The organism is Nocardia flavorosea NBRC 108225 (assembly GCF_001613385.1).
GTDB lineage: Bacteria > Actinomycetota > Actinomycetes > Mycobacteriales > Mycobacteriaceae > Nocardia > Nocardia flavorosea.
The window spans coordinates 103,546-120,441 of record NZ_BDCG01000013.1 but is presented as its reverse complement, the minus strand read 5'-3'; the positions used below and the strand labels follow the sequence as shown (position 1 = coordinate 120,441).

Annotated in this window: 18 protein-coding genes; 14 read left to right on the top strand and 4 right to left on the bottom strand. The window is 67.2% G+C overall.

The genetic code is table 11. The features are described from left to right. Positions 1–136 precede the first annotated feature (136 nt). The 10 genes from NFL01S_RS16355 to NFL01S_RS16310 are packed head-to-tail and all read left to right on the top strand — an operon-like array spanning position 137 to position 9,107. On the top strand, positions 137–1,222 hold the full coding sequence (locus NFL01S_RS16355) for an ABC transporter substrate-binding protein (RefSeq protein ID WP_168433901.1): 1,086 nt from the start codon (positions 137–139) through the stop codon (positions 1,220–1,222). Further along, positions 1,219–2,025 (top strand): IclR family transcriptional regulator, encoded by an 807-nt coding sequence (locus NFL01S_RS16350; RefSeq protein WP_062976175.1) that lies wholly within the window; start codon positions 1,219–1,221, stop codon positions 2,023–2,025. Before NFL01S_RS16355 ends, NFL01S_RS16350 begins: the two co-directional genes overlap by 4 nt. Further along, positions 2,022–2,846 (top strand): ABC transporter ATP-binding protein, encoded by an 825-nt coding sequence (locus NFL01S_RS16345; protein WP_084492736.1) that lies wholly within the window; start codon positions 2,022–2,024, stop codon positions 2,844–2,846. Before NFL01S_RS16350 ends, NFL01S_RS16345 begins: the two co-directional genes overlap by 4 nt. After that, positions 2,843–3,694, top strand: a complete 852-nt coding sequence (locus NFL01S_RS16340) for an ABC transporter permease (protein ID WP_062976173.1) — start codon at positions 2,843–2,845, stop codon at positions 3,692–3,694. The genes NFL01S_RS16345 and NFL01S_RS16340 overlap by 4 nt, the downstream gene beginning before the upstream one ends. Then, positions 3,691–4,626: a CoA transferase gene (locus NFL01S_RS16335; protein ID WP_062976171.1), complete on the top strand. Its 936-nt coding sequence runs from the start codon at positions 3,691–3,693 to the stop codon at positions 4,624–4,626. Before NFL01S_RS16340 ends, NFL01S_RS16335 begins: the two co-directional genes overlap by 4 nt. Next, positions 4,623–5,831, top strand: coding sequence for a CaiB/BaiF CoA transferase family protein (locus NFL01S_RS16330; protein WP_062976168.1), 1,209 nt, complete (start codon positions 4,623–4,625; stop codon positions 5,829–5,831). The genes NFL01S_RS16335 and NFL01S_RS16330 overlap by 4 nt, the downstream gene beginning before the upstream one ends. Then, positions 5,828–6,568 carry an enoyl-CoA hydratase/isomerase family protein gene (locus NFL01S_RS16325; RefSeq protein ID WP_062976167.1) on the top strand — a complete coding sequence of 247 codons (741 nt, stop codon included), beginning with the start codon at positions 5,828–5,830 and terminating at the stop codon, positions 6,566–6,568. The genes NFL01S_RS16330 and NFL01S_RS16325 overlap by 4 nt, the downstream gene beginning before the upstream one ends. Before the next feature lie 12 nt (positions 6,569–6,580). After that, the gene (locus NFL01S_RS16320; RefSeq protein ID WP_062976164.1) at positions 6,581–7,756 is read left to right on the top strand and encodes a CaiB/BaiF CoA transferase family protein; all 1,176 of its coding nucleotides are present in this window, start codon (positions 6,581–6,583) and stop codon (positions 7,754–7,756) included. Next, on the top strand, positions 7,744–8,514 hold the full coding sequence (locus NFL01S_RS16315) for an enoyl-CoA hydratase/isomerase family protein (RefSeq protein WP_062976162.1): 771 nt from the start codon (positions 7,744–7,746) through the stop codon (positions 8,512–8,514). Before NFL01S_RS16320 ends, NFL01S_RS16315 begins: the two co-directional genes overlap by 13 nt. Next, positions 8,511–9,107 carry a cysteine dioxygenase family protein gene (locus NFL01S_RS16310; protein ID WP_062976160.1) on the top strand — a complete coding sequence of 199 codons (597 nt, stop codon included), beginning with the start codon at positions 8,511–8,513 and terminating at the stop codon, positions 9,105–9,107. The genes NFL01S_RS16315 and NFL01S_RS16310 overlap by 4 nt, the downstream gene beginning before the upstream one ends. An 85-nt stretch (positions 9,108–9,192) precedes the next feature. On the opposite strand, the gene NFL01S_RS16305 is transcribed toward NFL01S_RS16310, so the two are convergent. Genes NFL01S_RS16305 through NFL01S_RS16295 form a run of 3 tightly spaced genes read right to left on the bottom strand, consistent with a single transcriptional unit; the run spans position 9,193 to position 12,079 of the window. Continuing rightward, complete coding sequence (locus tag NFL01S_RS16305) at positions 9,193–10,260, bottom strand: zinc-binding dehydrogenase (protein ID WP_062976158.1); 1,068 nt, start codon at positions 10,258–10,260, stop codon at positions 9,193–9,195. Between the two features lie 11 nt (positions 10,261–10,271). Further along, positions 10,272–11,720, bottom strand: a complete 1,449-nt coding sequence (locus tag NFL01S_RS16300; RefSeq protein WP_062976156.1) for an aldehyde dehydrogenase family protein — start codon at positions 11,718–11,720, stop codon at positions 10,272–10,274. A gap of 8 nt (positions 11,721–11,728) precedes the next feature. Beyond that, positions 11,729–12,079 (bottom strand): carboxymuconolactone decarboxylase family protein, encoded by a 351-nt coding sequence (locus NFL01S_RS16295; protein WP_062976154.1) that lies wholly within the window; start codon positions 12,077–12,079, stop codon positions 11,729–11,731. A gap of 100 nt (positions 12,080–12,179) precedes the next feature. Between NFL01S_RS16295 and NFL01S_RS16290 the strand changes: the two genes are divergently transcribed. After that, positions 12,180–12,758, top strand: coding sequence for a TetR/AcrR family transcriptional regulator (locus tag NFL01S_RS16290; RefSeq protein WP_157116592.1), 579 nt, complete (start codon positions 12,180–12,182; stop codon positions 12,756–12,758). 5 nt (positions 12,759–12,763) lie between these two features. Here NFL01S_RS16290 and NFL01S_RS16285 read toward each other — a convergent pair whose 3' ends face one another. Continuing rightward, positions 12,764–13,732 carry a YeiH family protein gene (locus NFL01S_RS16285; protein ID WP_168433902.1) on the bottom strand — a complete coding sequence of 323 codons (969 nt, stop codon included), beginning with the start codon at positions 13,730–13,732 and terminating at the stop codon, positions 12,764–12,766. Between the two features lie 31 nt (positions 13,733–13,763). On the opposite strand from NFL01S_RS16285, the gene NFL01S_RS16280 reads away from it, so the two are divergent. From NFL01S_RS16280 to NFL01S_RS16270, 3 genes are all read left to right on the top strand, one after another. Further along, positions 13,764–14,708: a LysR family transcriptional regulator gene (locus NFL01S_RS16280; RefSeq protein ID WP_063915977.1), complete on the top strand. Its 945-nt coding sequence runs from the start codon at positions 13,764–13,766 to the stop codon at positions 14,706–14,708. Positions 14,709–14,912: 204 nt separating this feature from the next. Then, positions 14,913–16,034 (top strand): Nif3-like dinuclear metal center hexameric protein, encoded by a 1,122-nt coding sequence (locus NFL01S_RS16275; RefSeq protein ID WP_062976147.1) that lies wholly within the window; start codon positions 14,913–14,915, stop codon positions 16,032–16,034. A 115-nt stretch (positions 16,035–16,149) separates the two neighbouring features. Continuing rightward, entirely contained in the window at positions 16,150–16,887 is a 738-nt protein-coding gene (locus tag NFL01S_RS16270) for a zinc ribbon domain-containing protein (protein WP_062976145.1), read from the top strand. The last annotated feature ends 9 nt before the right edge of the window (positions 16,888–16,896 follow it).

Genomic DNA, 16,896 nt, shown 5'->3' with positions numbered 1-16,896 from the left:
CGCAATCCGGTGCCTGCTCAGATTCAGATGACCCCTTGACGCTTTGTGATCAGCACCATACCGTAAATCCAGAATGTGGCTAGGCCGCATCAATATATGAACTTTAGGAGGGTCCGAGGTGCGAAACGAGCGCAAGGTGAGACGGCGGCGATCGCTGCTCTGTCTGGCGGTGGTCGCGACCTTCGTCGCTGTGACGACCGCCTGCGGAGGTGGTTCCGCGTCCGGTGAGCTGACGTCCATCACGCTGGCCGACGGTGCCCAGAATTTATCGGCTTTCAACGCGCCCTATGACGTGTTCGCGAAGGACAGGTACTGGAAGGAATCCGGGTTCGAGGTCACCCCTCAGTTCACTCAGGGTGGGACACAGTCGGTCCAGCTCGTGGCCTCGGGCAAAGCGGATGTCAGCGTAGTGGGACTCAGTTCCGCACTACAGGTCGCCGCGCAAAGCCCGAGTGTCAAGATCATCGCGATCACCGGGGGCAATATCTGGCAGATGGCGGTCCCGGAGCAGAGCGCTATCCGCGAGCTCGCCGATCTGAAAGGCAAGACCATCGGCGTCCAGGCGCTCAACACCGGCCAGTACCTGTACAACCGGGCTGCTTTGGAAGCATCCGGGGTGGATCCCGACAGCGATGTCGAGTGGTTGCCCATCGGCACCGGCGCGCAGGCCGCCGCGGCACTCGATAACGGTGAGGTGGACGCCCTCGCTTCCTACTTCGGGCCGCTCGAAGTGGTCGGCGGATTGACTCGATCCCCGTTGCGAGTTCTGCCGACCCCGCTGGACGATCTCGACGGTTCCGGAGCGTGGATCGTCAACGCCCGGGTTCTCGAACAACACCGCGACGAGATCGTGGAGTTCATGCGCGGGATGTCGAAGACCTCGATCTGGGCGCAGCAGAACCCGCAGGCGATCATCCAGTCGCTGTGGGACACCGATCCGGCCACCAAACCGCGCGATGTCTCCGACGCCGACGCGATGGCGTCGACGGTCGCGCTGGTTTCGGCGTACTGGAGCAAGGTGATCAATTTCGGTCCGGAGGGCATGTACGGGGTCCTGTCCGACGAGGCGGTCGAGAAAGCCGTGCACTTTCACTTTGACAAAGGCATCGTCGAGGGCGAACTCGATATCGCCGAATCGATCGATCTGAGCGTCGCACGCGACGCCGCCGACTACGACGTCGAGGGGATCCGGGCCGCGGCAGGACAGGGAAACGCTCCATGACCGATTCGACGGATACACCCGGAGGCACCGGCGACGGACCCGTGCTCTCCACCCTCGCCAACGGCCTATATGTGCTCGAATGCCTGGCCGCGGGCCGATCCAGTGTCCGGCACCTGAGCGCCGAACTCGATATGCCGCGGCAAACGGTGTACCGCGTACTGAAAACTCTGGCGAGCCTCGGCTGGGTCGAGCTCGATCGCGGTGACGACACCTACTGCCTGACCTCCAAGGTGTGGTCGATCGCGAGCCGGTCCTTCCGGTTGTCCGATGTACGCGACACCCTGGCCCCGGTCGTTCGCCGCCTGGCCGATATGCACGGCGAGACAGTGCATCTCGCAACCTACGAGCAGGGCCAAGTGACCTATATCGACAAAGCCGACGGCTGGCATCCCATCCGCAGCTATACCGAGTTGGGTGGTACCGCCCCGGCGTACTGTGTGGCCACCGGAAAGATGCTGCTGGCCGTCCAGCCTCAGGGAGAGATCGAACGCGTGCTCCGGGCCCCGCTCGAGGCCCACACGCCCGAAACCGTGGTCGACAGCGCGGAACTGCGGCGTCAGCTTGCCGAGGCCCGCGATCAGGGCTACGCCGTCAACCGCGGCGAATGGCGCGAAGGGGTCGCCGGTATCGCGGTCCCGATCGTCAGCGGACCCACCGGCGATCACGTCGCCATTGGTTTCTCCGGCCCCCGCGATCGCATTCTCGGCCGGATCGACGAACTCCTCGCCGCGCTCCAGGACGCCGTCGCCGCGTCCCCGTTCATGCAGCACAACCACGACCCCGCTGGAAAGGAAGCGCGATGAGCGTCTCCACCACTCCTCTTTCGACCGGCGCGGGGGCCACCGGTCACAAAATCGTCATCGACTCCGTGTCGAAGGTCTACGAGACCGGCGGACGGGGCGGTTCCGTCACCGCGCTGACCTCCGTGGATCTCACCTTGCGACCCGGCGAGTTCTTTTCGCTCGTCGGTCCGAGTGGATGCGGTAAATCGACCCTCCTCAATGTCATCGCCGGCCTGCTCAGCGCCTCCACAGGCCATGTGGACATCGGCAGCCGGCGTATCGACGGACCCGACAGTTCGACCGGCATCGTCTTCCAGAAACCGACCCTGCTGCGCTGGCTCACCGTCGAGGAGAATGTCCACCTCCCTTCGAAACTGCGCGGCGCTCTGGACGCCGGCGCCCGGGCCCGCGCGCACCATCTCTTCGACCTTGCCGGGCTCGCGGACTTCCGTCATCGATACCCCGACGAACTCTCCGGAGGTATGCAGCAGCGGGCATCGATCGTGCGGGCTCTCGTCGCCGACCCGCCGGTTCTGCTGATGGACGAACCGTTCAGCGCGCTGGACGAATTCACCCGCGAGGGATTGCAGGACGAACTGATGCGTCTGTGGACCGACCGGCCGAAAACGGTCGTGTTCATCACCCACAACATCGCCGAGGCGGTGTACCTGTCGGACCGGGTCGGCGTGATGACCGCGCGCCCCGGCACCCTGCGCGAGGTCGTCGATATCGGGCTTCCGCGCCCGCGTACCGCCGATTTGCGCACCCAGAGCCGTTTCTACGATCTCGTCGGTCATATCCGCGGGTTGATCGGACACCAGCACGAAGGAGTGCGGGCATGAGCACGCCGACAGTCACCGAACCGGCCGTGACCGCCGCGGGACCGGGCCCGAACGTGCCGGAGCCCGGCAAGGCACGCAACGAGAAGGGGCGGGCGCTGGCCGTGCGTATCGGCCTGCCGCTGGCGGTCGGGATCGTCCTGCTGGCTGCCTGGCAGATACTCACGACCCGTGAGCTCGTCTCACCGCTGTTGCTGCCCGAGCCGTCCGATGTGTGGTCGGCGCTGGACGCCGGCATCATCCAGGGCGCGTGGTGGGAGGATGTCCGCGTCACCCTGGCAGAAATGATCATCGGCTTCGCCATCGGTGTGGTCAGCGGCCTGCTGCTGGGAGCGCTGTTCGCCTACAGCTCGCTGAGCCGGATCGCGCTCTATCCCTATGTCATCGCATTGCAGTCGTTTCCCAAGATCGCGGTGGCGCCGTTGCTGGTCGTCGCGCTGGGTTACGGGATGTCGCCGAAAATCGCCGTCGCCGCGTCCCTGGCCTATTTCCCGGTGATGACCGCCGCGATCGCCGGATTCACCGAGATCGACAAGGACGAACACAATTTCATGCGGTCCATCGGCGCGACCAGATGGCAGGAGATGCGTTACCTGCGGCTGCCGAACGCCATGTCCTACCTGTTCCCGTCGTTCGATGTCGCCCTGATCGTGGCACTACTCGGCGCTGTTGCCGCCGAACTCGTCGGTTCCAACGCCGGCCTCGGTTATATCCTCGTCGAGCGGCAGGCATTCGGCGATACCGCGGCTATTTTCGCCGCCCTGATCGTGCTGGCCGTAATCGGCGTGGTGCTCCAGGCACTGGTCGTGGTCATCCGCCGACTGCTGCCCCGCAGCATCGTGCCGCGATGAGCGGCGTCGCCTGGCTGTCACACCTGCGCGTGCTCGACGCCGGAACCACACCCGCCACCCGGTACTGCGGATGGATGTTCGTCCAGAACGGCGCCACCGTCGTCGATGCCGGATCGACCGGTCCCGAGGTCACCGCGGAGGCGGCCGACTTCCTTGACACAGGTAAGCAGACCGGACCGCCGGAGGGCTCGTTCGACGTCATCCTGGTCGACGACGGCAGTGCTGCCGACCTCTCCGGTACCACATTGGTCGGCCGCATCGAACGCTTCGGGGAGCGTGGGCCTCGCGCACAATGGGTCAGCGACGAACTCGTCCTCGCCGCGCTCGGCGGCGCCGCGGAGTACACCCGCAGCCGCGACGGCCGCCCCGTCTACGGATTCGGTCTGCGCTACCAGTATCTGGCCGGGCTCTACCTGTACGTGGGGCTCGCCGCGGCGCTCACCGAACCCGGTACCACGCGCGAAGTCGCGGTCTCGGAGTTCGAAACGGTGGTGAGCCTGCTGCCGTACGCGACCACCCAGTACGCCTACAACGGGTCGGAGTCGCTGCTCGAGCAGTCGGGTCCTCGATTCGTCGTGGGCTGTCGCGACGGCTGGATTGTCGTCTACGCCGGACTCGCCTGGCCGGCGCTGGTGGGGTTGCTGGGGCGCGACGACCTGATCGAGGATGTGCGATTCGTCGACCTGGACAACCGATTCCGGAATGTCGATGTGCTGGCTGCCTTGTTCGACGAGTGGGGTGCCCGCTCGACAGTCGCGGCCGCGCTACAGGCCGCGGCCGAACACGATGTCGCCGCCACCGCGGTGCGGTCACCGGCGGAGGTACTCGCCGATCCGGACCTGGCGGCCCGCGATACCTGGCATCACGTACGCGGCGGTGGCCTGGCCCCCTCACTTCCCTATCTCGTGACCTCCGAAGGGATTACCTCATGACCGGCGACACTGCGGCACGACCCTTGGCCGGGGTGCGTATCTTCGATCTGACCCATGTCTGGTCGGGCCCGATGTCGACCCGAGTGCTCGCCGCGCTCGGTGCGGAGGTGCTCAAAATCGAGAACTTCACCCGTCCGGACATTCTCCGCGGCACGGGCGCGGATCTGCGCCTGCGCTATCCCGACGCCGACTACGGTACGGACCCGCTCAATCGCAATGCGTGGTTCAACACGCAGAACGTCGGCAAGCACAGCGTCGCCCTCGACCTCAAATCCGACGAGGGGCGAGCCGCGGCGAGGGAATTGGTGGCGACCTGCGATGTCGTGGTCTCCAACTATCGCGCCGGTGTGCTTTCCCGGATGGGATTCGGATACCGGGAACTCGCCGATATCAACCCGGCCGTGATCGTCGTCGAGATGACCGCGTTCCCCTCGACCTCCCCGCAGGCGTCTGCCGCCGGTTTCGGCGCCCAGTTCGACGCCGCCAGCGGCAACACCTGGCTGTCCGGCGACGAACACGGGCCGGTGCTCACGGGATTCGCCATCGGCGATCCCGTCGGTGGGCTGTTCGCGGCCAGTGCCGTGGTCACGGCACTGGTGCGCCGGCGCGAGACCGGACGCGGGTGCCATATCGAGATTCCGCAGTCCGAGGCGATGATGCCGCTGTTCGGGGAGGCTTTCGTGGCCGAATCCCGGGGGACGGCGCAGACCTCGCGTCTCAACGGTGACCCCACCGGCGTTCCGCACGGCTTGTACCGGACGGGTGACGGCCAACGGCTGGCGGTCGGCATCCACGACGACGACCAGTGGTCTGCACTCGCGCAGCGCATACGCCTCGACGGTTTCGAGGTCACGGCGGACTGGGCCGTGAAGGCGCGGCGCCGGACCGATATCGAGCAGGTCGAGGCGCTGGTCACCGAGTGGGCCGCTACCGTCACGGATTCCGGTGCCGTGGTCGATGCGCTCCAGTGCGCCGGGGTCCCGGCCGGAATATCGGCCGGGCCCGCCGAACTGTCGAACGATCCGCAATTGGCCGCGACCGGGTTCTTCACCACGCTCGACCATCCCAGCGCAGGCCGGCACCCCTATCCCGGTCTGCCCCTGCGGATCGACGGCCGGCATACACGCCCGGACCGGCCCGCTCCGCTGCTCGGCGAACACACCGCACACTACCTGCCGGTCACCTCCGAGGCGGCGACGGCATGAGTGGAACGGTCGACTACGAAGTCCGCGGCAATATCGCGGTGATCACGCTGCGAAATCCCGGGAAGCTAAATGTCCTGTCGCCGGAGATGATCACCGGCCTGGAAGTGGCCTGGCACCGCCTCGAGCACGCCGACGAACAGGCGGCCGTGCTGACCGCCGAAGGAGACCGTGCGTTCTGCGCCGGGATCGATCTCGATGCCGTGAGTCTCGATATGTGGCGGTGTGTGCCCGGATTGAATGTCGAGGTGCAGAAACCGGTCGTCGCGGCCGTCGCCGGGCACTGTATCGGCGCCGGCTGGGTGCTGGTGCAGTACTGCGATCTGATCGTCGCGACCGACGACGCGCGGTTCAGTTATCCGGAGGGCAAAGTCGGCGCCTTCGGCGGCCTGGCGTCCGGGATCGTCACCCGGGTGCCCCATAAGATCGCCGCCGAATTCCTGATGCTCGGCAATCCGATCGCCGCGGCCCGCGCCCATGACGTCGGAATGATCAACGCCGTCGTCGGCACCGGCGAACATATCGCGCTCGCCGAAGAGTGGGCGAAAAAGCTCGCCGACTCGGCACCGCTTGTCGTTCGTGCCGCGAAGGATCTCATCGACGAGCACGTAGGCCAGGGCAGGGTCGAGCAGCACGTGCGGACCGGGCGTGCTCTCGGCCGCATCTCGTCCAGTTCCGATATGCAGGAAGGCATTGCTGCCTTCCGCGAGAAGAGGCCCCCCGTGTTCCGGGGGCGGTAAGGACTGATAGGCATGAAATCCGCTGATACACCGGACTACCTCCCGCTGAAGGGAAAACGTGTCGTCGAATTCGGCCACGTGGCCGCGGGGCCGTTCGCCGGCATGTTGCTGGCCGACCTGGGCGCCGACGTGGTCAAAGTCGAACCACCCGCCGGCGACCAGATGCGTAACTGGCCACCGATCGGGTCGGACGAACATGGTGACCGCTTCAGTTACAACTTCACCTCGCTCAACCGCAACAAACGGTCGGTGGTGGCCGATCTCAAGGATCCCGAACAGAACGCGATGGTGCGCAGGCTGATGCTCTCCGCGGATGCCGTCGTGCAGAACTACCGTCCCGGGGTCCTCGATCGCCTGGGCCTGGGCTACGAATCCATCGAGGCCGAGCACCGCGGAGTCGTTTTCTGCTCGATCTCGGGATACGGGCTCACCAGCCCCTATCGCGACAGAGGGGCCTTCGACGTCGTCATCCAGGGCATGAGCGGGTTGATGAGCGTCACCGGCGCCGACGGGGGCGAACCGGTCAAATCCGGTGTACCCGTCGCGGATTTCATCACCGGGCTCTACGCCGCGATGACCGTCAGCGCGCTGCTCGCCGCACCGGACGCCGGGACACGGTCCCATCATGTGGATGTCCCGATGCTCGATTGCCTCCTGGCCACCTCCGCCCTGCAGGTCAGCGAGTTCTGGGGAACCGGCCGTGCGCCCAAGGCATTGGGCAGTGCCCATCCCCGGAACGCGCCGTACCAGGCCTTCCGGGCCAGCGACCGCTGGTTCACGCTGGCCGCCGGCAACGATCGGCTGTGGCATGCGGTGTGCGCGGCGGCCGAGCGCCCCGAATTGCTCGACGATCCCCGCTTCGCGAGCCAGGCCGACCGGGTCGCGCACCAGACCGTGCTCGCCGGGTTGCTCGAGGAAACCTTCACCACCCGGACAGCCGATCACTGGGTGAAGGTGCTCAGCACGCACGGCGTACCCTGCGGCCCCATCAACACCTTCGCGGAAATCCTCGCGGATCCGCATGTCGTGCAGACCGGACTGCTGACCACGGTCGAGGTCCCGGTCCTCGGTGAGGTTTCGGATCTGGCATTCCCCGCGCGTATTTCGAATGCCGCGCCGCACACCTCCCGGAGGCCACCACGGTTGGGTGAGCACACCACGGAGGTGGCCGTCGAATGGGCGAGCTGACAACGGTTCCGGCGGCGGTCGAGCTCACTGTCGTCGACGACCTCGCCACCGTCACCCTCGAACGTGTCGACCGGGCGAACGCGCTCGATGCCGATACGGTCGATGCGCTGACCCGAGCGGTGGACGATGCCGAAGCACAGGCCTGCCGGGCGCTGGTGATCCGCTCGGCGGCCGGGACCTTCTGCGCCGGTTTCGATCTCGACGACGTACCGGATGCGTCCACCTCGGAGCTGGTCTGGCGATTCCTGCGTATCGGCGGTCTGCTGGAGCGCCTGCAATCCAGCGCAATGCTGACGATTGCGGTGCTGGAAGGGGCCGCGGTCGGGGCCGGCGCCGACCTCGCGCTGGCCTGCGATATGCGGATCGGCACCGACCAGGCGTCCCTGCGCTTCCCGGGGTCGGCTTTCGGCGTGGTCCTCGGCACCCGGCGTCTGGCCGCGGTCATCGGCGATGCGGCCGCTGTACGACTGGCCGCCACGGGTGACCGGGTCGATGCCGCGGAAGCCCACCGGCTCGGACTGCTCGATCAACTCACCGAACCGCCCCGGATCGACGCCGAGCTCGGCCGCCTCATCCGTTCCGCGGTCCGCCGGGAACCGGCCACCCTGCGCGCCCTGAAGGCCGCGACGGCCACCGGCGACCCGGCCGGTCTGGCGGATCTCACCCGGTCCCTGATCAACCGACCCGATCTCGCCGCCGCGATGACACAGTTCGCCCGGCGGGCACGTCCGACCACCCCACGAGAGGAACAGTCATGACCCCCGGGATCTCCGCCGAGGCCACCGATATCGACGGGTTCGACGCATTCGTCGAGTTCGTGGCGGCGGTCGAGTACGAAGTCGCGGCGAAGGGCACCGATGAGTACGCCGTGACCGCCGCGGTCGCCGAACATCTGCGGGCCTGGCTGGGCAGAGGTGTTGTCATTCCCGAACCGCTGCGCGCACCGAACCCGGATCACTACGTAATGTATCCACTGCACGTCGCTGCGGACCGTTCGTTCAGCATCGCCTCCGCGGTATGGAACGTCGGGCAGGAAACCCCCGTCCACGACCACGGAACCTGGGGAGTCATCGGCATCGTCGCCGGGCTGGAGAAGGAGCGGCGATACGCCCCCGACGCCGGGTCGCCGAACGGACTGAGCTTCTTGGGCGAGGATTTCCTGCGGCCCGGTGATGTCGAGGTCTGCTGCACCACCGATCAGGATGTGCACGCGGTGGCCGCGGCGTCGGATGTACCGTGTGTCGGTATCCACGTCTACGGCGCGGATATCGGTACCTTGCCGCGCCGCAGTTACAACACGGCCGACGGTTCGGTCAAGACCTTCGTCTCGGCCTGGGCGGTGCCGCGGTAGCCGCACTCCTACGGGCTCGGGTCACGAAGAGGCCGGGTACCCCCTCATCCGGGGTACCCGGCCTTTTCGGTCGGCGTACGGTGGGCTACATCGTCACGAGCGCGCGGCCGAGGATCTTCCCGGCACGCAACGCCTCGACCGCCTTCGGCAGATCGTCGAAGCCGTAACGGTCGGTGACCAGACGGCCCAGGTCCAGCCGCCCGTCCAGACTCCACCGGCACAGTTCGTTCAACTGTTCGTGCGTACAACTGCCACCGAGCGTGCCCAGCAGCGACTTCTCCTGTGTCAGAAGCTGAATCGCGTCGATTGGGACATCACCTTTCGGCACCCCGACGACGACGACAACTCCGCCGCGATGCAATGACACCCGGCCCGCGTGCACTGCTGCGATCGACTGATTGATGGTCGCGGTACTGCCGACACAATCGATCACCTTGTCGAACCCGGGCAATCCGGTCCGGCTGACCACGCTGGTGTGCGCGATCTGGGCCAGATCGGTGGTCGTGGAATCGACAGTATGCGAGGCACCGAAGTGGCGTGCGAACTCCAGCTTGTCGCCGGCGATATCGACCGCGTAGACGACCGCGGCATCGCGGGCCGCGGCGGCGACAACCGCCGACAGGCCCACACCGCCGAGCCCGATCACGGCCACCGCGTCCCCGGCCCGCACATCGGCGGCATTGATCACCGCACCGGCTCCGGTGGGCACCGCGCAGCCGACCAGCCCGATGGCAGGATCGGTGATCTCCGCGGGTAACCGGATCAGGTATTCCTCGTCGACCACCGTGTGCTCGGCCCAGGTGTTGACATTGCTCCAGAAAGCCGTAGATCCGTCGGCGAGAACGGCTTCGGTGCGTTCCGGCGCGCGTGTGGCGCTACGCTCGCCGGGCAGCCAGGTGACCAGCACCGAGTCCCCGGCCGCGACGCGGGTGACCGCCGAACCGACCTCCTCGACGATCCCGTGCCCCTCGTGCCCGAACAACAGCGGTTCGGGACGGGGTTGGCTCATCCAGTAGATCTGGCTCTGGCATACGCCTGTCGCGGTGATACGTACCCGCACCGAATGCGGTTTCGGATCGCCGAGCGTTACGGTATCCAGCTCGAGAGCACCGTTCGGTTCCCGCTGGAAATAGGCCCGTGTTGTCGTGGGCATCGGCTATCTCCTCACACCCCGGGCCACGGGCTGGGCAAGGGTCCGGCCCCGGTTCGCACAGTGACGCGTTTAACCTGGGTACAGGCTTCGATGGCCTCGTTCCCGAACGCGTTGCTCACGCCGCTGTTCTTGAAACCCCCGAAGGGAAGCTGCACATCCATCACCAGATAGGTGTTGCCGTGGACGACTCCCGACTCGATACGTTCGGCCATCCGGTGCAAGCGGGCACCGTCTGTTGTCCAGACATAGGAGGACAGACCGAATTCGCTGTCGTTGGCCAGCTCTATCGCCTCCTCTTCGGTGGCGAAGGTCGATACGCCCAGTACCGGGCCGAAGACTTCCTCACGACTGACACGCATATCCGGACGCACATTCGTGATGATGGTGGGCGCGATGAACAGCCCGCGGTCTTCGCTCAGGTGCAGAGGCCGTCCGCCGCCCACCGCGATGGTCGCGCCTTCCGCCTCGGCCGAGGCGATGAAGTCCATGACCTTGTCGTATTGGCGCCGGCACACCACCGGACCGACCTGGGTCCGCGGATCGAGCGGATCACCGACCTCGACTCGCTGTGCGCGTTCCAGCAGTTTGGCGGTGAACTCCTCGGCGACGCTCTCGTGCACCAGCAGGCGGCTGTTGGCTGCGCAGATCTGCCCGGCGTTCATGAGAATGCCGATCAGCACCCCGAGGGCCGCCTCGTCGAGATCGGCGTCGGGGAAGACGATCACCGGGCTCTTCCCGCCGAGTTCGAGTGTGGTGCGCTTGAACGTCGCGGCGGCAGCGATATTGACCTTGCGGCCGGTCTCCACCGAACCCGTGAACGAAATTCCGTCGACGCCCGGGTGGGCCGCCAAGTGTGCTCCGATATCACCGGCACCGACGACCACCTGGTACAGGTGCTCGGGCATCCCGGCTTCCCGGGCCAGTTCGGCATTGCGCAAGGCCGACAGCGGTGAGAACTCCGAGGGCTTCACGATGACCGCGTTACCGCACCCCAACGGCGGGAGGGTACGGGAAACGGAGCCGAGGCAGGGTGCGTTCCACGGAATGATCACGCCGAACACACCGAGTGGTTCACGCAGCGTGTACGAGAGCCGGCCCGGTACATCGTTGAGCTGGTCACCGAAGAGCTTGTCCGTCTGCCCGGCCCAGTAGCGGGCATACCGGGCCGCGGTACGCACCTCGGACAGACCGTCACGGATGACCTTGCCCGTACAGCGGGCATCCAGCGTGGCGAGTTCCTCGGCGTGTTCGTCGAGCAGTTCCGACCAGCGCCACAGCACCTTGCTCCGGGCGTCGGACGTCATACCCCACCATTCGCGCTGTGCGCCGCGGGCGCGGGCGATTGCGGCATCCACCTCGGCGGTCGTGGCCGACGGCAGCGTGGCGACGGTATCCCCGGAAGTCGGGCTGACGACGATGATATCGGCGGGCGTGGCAGCCGGTTCGAGAGTCCTGGTCATAAGTCCTCCTACGCCCGTTCACCGGCCGTGGCCGCGGCTTCGTGGGCGGTTTTCATGACCTGGAACCCGTGCGTGACGGCACCACCCGCGCGCAGGGCCGCAGCGACCATCACGGCCTCCGCCAGCTCTTCCGCGGTGGCGCCGGCCTCGGCCGCGGCCTTGGTATGCGAGTCGATGCAGAACGGGCACTGCGTGGTTGTGGCGACGCCGATCGCGATGAGCTCCCGGTATTTCTGCGGAATCTGCCCGTCGCCCTTGAACACCGCCTCCCCGAGGCCGGCATACGCCTTCATCATCTCGGGCGCACCGCGGCGCAGATGGGCGGCGTACTTGCGATCTGACGGGTCGTGAAAGCACATATGAGTTTCCTGATCGTCCAGTGGTAGCGGTCACATATCGACCTCGTTAACTAGACCACTCGATCTAGTTAAAGTCAATCATTCGCCGTACACTCCTTCCGTGACCAGGACTCCACAACGCCGCAGACGTCCCGGACTGGAACGCCTGATGGATACGGCCGACAGACTTCTCTACACCGAAGGCATCACCCGTACCGGAGTGCAGCGGATTCTGGACGAAGCCGATGTCGCGCGCGGCACCCTCTACGGAAACTTCGAGGGTAAGGACGATCTGGTCGAGGCATACCTGGCCAAACGTCATCGCGACACCATGTCCGCGATCACCGATCAGATCGGGCAGCAGACGTCCACTACCGCGGTGTTCGACGCCTTCCTCGCTGTCGCCGAACGCCGGTCGCAGGCGCCCGGCTTCCGTGGTTGTGCTTTCGCGCTCGCCGTCGCCGAGATGCCGGAACAGGACAGCGCGGCACGCCGGTGGGCGGCCCGGCACAAGGCCGCCCTCAAAGACCGGCTGTTGGAAACAATGACAGGCCAGGAAAATGCCGACGAACTCGCCGAGCAGTTGATGGTCATCTACGACGGAGCGCTACTTTCGACCGCCCTGCGGCCCGGGGCCGCTTCGTTCGTCGCGGCACGTCTGGCGAGCCAGGCCGTCCTCGCGGTCCGGGAGGTCTCGTGACGTACTCAGCCGACCAGGAACACCACCAGGAACAAGGGGACACCCGCGGCAACAGCGGTGGACGCGGCAGCCAGACCCAACGCCGCCGGCGGAACCGGCCACAGCTCTTTGAACCGGATGGCCAGACCCAGTCCGAACATCCCGGCCGCGAGCAGCACGGTGGTCAGGCCCTCGGCTGCGCCGATCGCCGCGGCCGGAAGTACGCCGGTCGACCGGAGCGCCACGGCGAGGACGAATCCGACGACGAACCACGGAACAGCCCGCGCCGCACTGGGCCGGCCCCGGCCGCGCGAGGCCGCGAGGAACACCGGGGCCAGCAGTACCACGCGGCCGAGTTTGATCGTCATGGCCAGCGCCAGCACACCACCACCGGCCAGCGACGCGGCCGCGGCGACCTGAGCGACCTCATGGATACTCGCTCCCGACCACACCGCGGTCTGTGCCGTCGTGAGCCCCAGCACGCTCGCGGCGCCCGGAACCGCCACCATCATGACAGTGCCGAAAACCGTGACGAGCGCCACCGCGACCGCCACATTCCGTTCTCGCCCCCGCACCGTATCGTTCACGGCGGCGATTGCGGCCGCACCGCAGATCGAGAAGCCGGCCGCGACCAGAGTGACCAGATCACGATCGAGTCCGAGCCGGCGCCCGAGCCATTCCGTGGCCGTGTACGTGCACAGCACCGTCAGGACGACAACGGCGATCCCGGCCGCACCGACCGCGAGGATATCGGCCCCGGAAATACGCAGCCCCAGAACGACGACCCCGGCACGCAGCAGTGTCCGGCCGGCCGCATGGGCGGCCCGCATGGTTTCGCCGCCGCTCAGCGGTGTATTGGCGACGACGATTCCGGCCACCAGCGACAGCATCAGCGGGCCGGGCAACGGCATCTGCGTACTGACTGCCAGCGCCGCAGCGGCAACGGACAATGCCGCCATATACGCGGTGATCGTTGTCGACTTCGTTTGTGTCACAGTCACCCATCCACACTCCAGCGGGGCGGATATGCGCGGTAGAGAGCAAAACGACGGCGGGGTATCACCGAGGCCGATAGGCCCGGATCTGGATCTGCTGACCATGCGGCTACTCGTCGCCGTCGAAGAGACCGGAAGCGTAAAGGCCGGCGGAGCGGTGCTGGGGCTCGGCCAACCGGCCGCCAGCGCTCGGATCAGGGAGTTCGAGGCACGCTGGAAACTGACCCTGCTCACCCGCTCCCCCCGGGGATCCTCCTTCACCGACGACGGGAGGGCAGTTGTGCTGTGGGCGCGCTCCACCTTGTGCTCGGTGGACGTCATGCGCTCCGCCGTCGCGGCGCTCAGTTCGCAACGCCGGTCCGAACTCTGCATCGCGGCGAGCTTGACGGTCGCCGACTACCTGCTGCCGTCGTGGCTCGGGAATCTTCACACGCAGATGCCCCATATCCAGCCGACCCTGCAGGTCGTCAACAGCACCGCCGTTCTCGACCTCGTCCGATCACAGCGCGTCGACATCGGTTTCATCGAATCCGGAGAGACACCCGACTCGCTCGCCATCCGCACAGTGGGAACGGACCGGGTGATCGTCGCCGTCCGCCCGGATCACCGATGGGCCCGGCAGGCAGGACCCGTGAGTGCCGAACAACTGGCGGCCGAGCACTGGGTACTCCGCGAGGCGGGCAGCGGGACCCGGCGCACCTTCGAACTGGCACTCGGCCGCAGTGTGACCACCTCGCTGGAAGTGAGTTCCACGGCTGCGCTGGTCGGTGCAGCACTCGCGGGCATGGGACCGGCGGTGGTCTCCGAGCGCGCCGTCGGCAGGGAGTTGCGGCTGGGGAAACTGGTCGAGATCCCCACCACGCTCCTACTCACACGAAAGCTGACCGCGGCGTGGCACCCCGAACGCCGCCTCACCGATGCCGCCGCGTGCCTGATCTCGCTGTCGGCGCGAGCCCCTGCTGTTCACGCGCTCTGACTCGTCATCGCCTGTACCGGGGTCGGGTCTGCATATCCACCGGACCCGATTACGGTTGCCGGATATAGGCGATGCCCCTTCCTGACGGGAGGCCGAGGCCGCGCTCAGTCGTCGGAAGGTGTGCTTGCCGCGCGGGCGGCGTGAGAATCGAATACGCCCGGACGGCCCCGCCCACCGGGCGGAAACAGACGAAAGGTGTGGTGTGTGGCGACGCTCGCAGAGCTGATCGAGACGCTGGAGACGGCCTATCCGCCCCGGCTGGCCGAATCGTGGGATTCGGTCGGGCTGGTGTGCGGAGACCCGGGGGAGGAGGTGCGGCGGGTACTGTTCGCCGTCGATGTCACCGAGGCCGTGGTCGAGGAGGCCGTCACCTGGGGAGCCCAGGCGCTGGTCGCCCACCACCCGCTATTGCTGCGGGGAGTGGACAGCGTGGCGGCCGACCGGCCGAAAGGTGCGCTGATCCACCGGCTCGTCCGTGCGGGCTGTGCCTTGTTCACCGCGCACACCAACGCTGATTCCGCCGACCCCGGAGTCTCCGACGCGCTGGCAGCGGCACTCGGCCTGACCGTCACCGGACCGCTCGACCCCAAGCCGGTTCCTGCCGTGGACAAGTGGAGCATCCAGGTACCGGCCGACCACGCCGAGGTGGTGCTGACGGCGTTGTTCACCGCCGGGGCGGGCGGCTCCGGAGAGTACCGGGAGGCGGCGTGGCGGGTCACCGGGACCGGTCAGTTCCGGCCGCTGGACGGCGCGAACCCGGCCGTCGGCACGGTGGGCGAGCTGACCAGGGTGGGTGAGGACCGGATCGAAGTCGTCGCCCCACCCCGCGACCGCGGCGCGATCCTGGCGGCCCTGCGCGCCGCGCATCCCTACGAACAACCCGCCTACCACGTGACCGAACGTGCCCAGCTACCCGGCAACCTCGGCCTGGGCCGCGTCGGAACACTGGCCGAACCACTGACTCTGCGGGAATTCACCGCCCGCGCGGCCGCCGCCCTACCGGAAACCACCTGGGGTGTGCGCTCCGCCGGCGACCCCGACCGCGTCCTGCGCCGGGTCGCGGTCTGCGGCGGAGCGGGAGATTCGCTGCTCGACGCAGTCACCGGGCTCGGTGTCGACGCCTACCTCACCGCCGACCTGCGGCACCATCCCGTCGACGAACATCTGCGCCGTTCGGGGCCGGCACTGATCGATGCCGCGCACTGGGCCACCGAGTTCCCGTGGTGCGCGCAGGCCGCGGGGGTGGTCCGGGCCGGTCTGCCGGAGCTGGAAACGCGGGTGTCGCGGGTGCGGACCGACCCGTGGACCGTCGGCTGCGGCGGCTGAGCCGCCGGGGCCGGATCGGGTCGCCGGGATCGGGACCGGCGGCCGGTCGGCCCGTCCGGCGACCGAGTACGGTGGACGTTCTATCCGTCCACAGCGTGCAGGGAGTTCGTTCGCGTTGAATGTCGAACCATCGATTCAGGCCAAACTGCTGCGTCTCGCCGAGGTCGACACCGAGCTGACCCGGATCGCGCACCGGCGCAAAGTTCTGCCCGAACAGCAAGAGGTCGACCGGTTCGAGGCCGAACGCAATGCGCAGAAGGACGCGGCCGTGGCCGTGGAGATCGTGCTCGACGATCTGGACCGCGATATCCGCAAACTCGAGGGCGAGGTCGATGCGGTCCGCAAACGTGAGGAACGCGACCGGGCAGCGCTCGAAGCAGGTTCGGTCGGCGCCAAACAGCTGTCGGAACTGCAGCACGAACTCGGCAGCCTGGAACGCCGCCGCTCGGTACTCGAAGACGAACTGCTCGAGGTGATGGAGCGGCGGGAGGCCTCCGCCTCCGATCACGAACATGCGGGCGCCCGGCTGGACAAGGCCGAATCCGATCTCGTCGCCGCCCGCGAACGCCGCGATGCGGCCGTGGCCGACCTCGACGTCGCCCAGCAGCGGTGTGACACCGACCGCGCGAACCTCGTCGGCATCTTCCCGGAAGAACTGCTGAAGATCTACGACCGGCAGCGCACCGAACGCGGGACCGGCGCGGCCCTGCTGCAGGCCCGCCGATGCGGGGCATGCCGGATCGAAATCGATCGCGGGGAGATCGCGCGGATCGCCAAAACGGCGCCCGATGTGGTGGTGCGCTGCCCCGAATGCGGCGCGGTGCTGGTGCGGACCAAAGAATCCGGATTGTGAGTTCGGGCC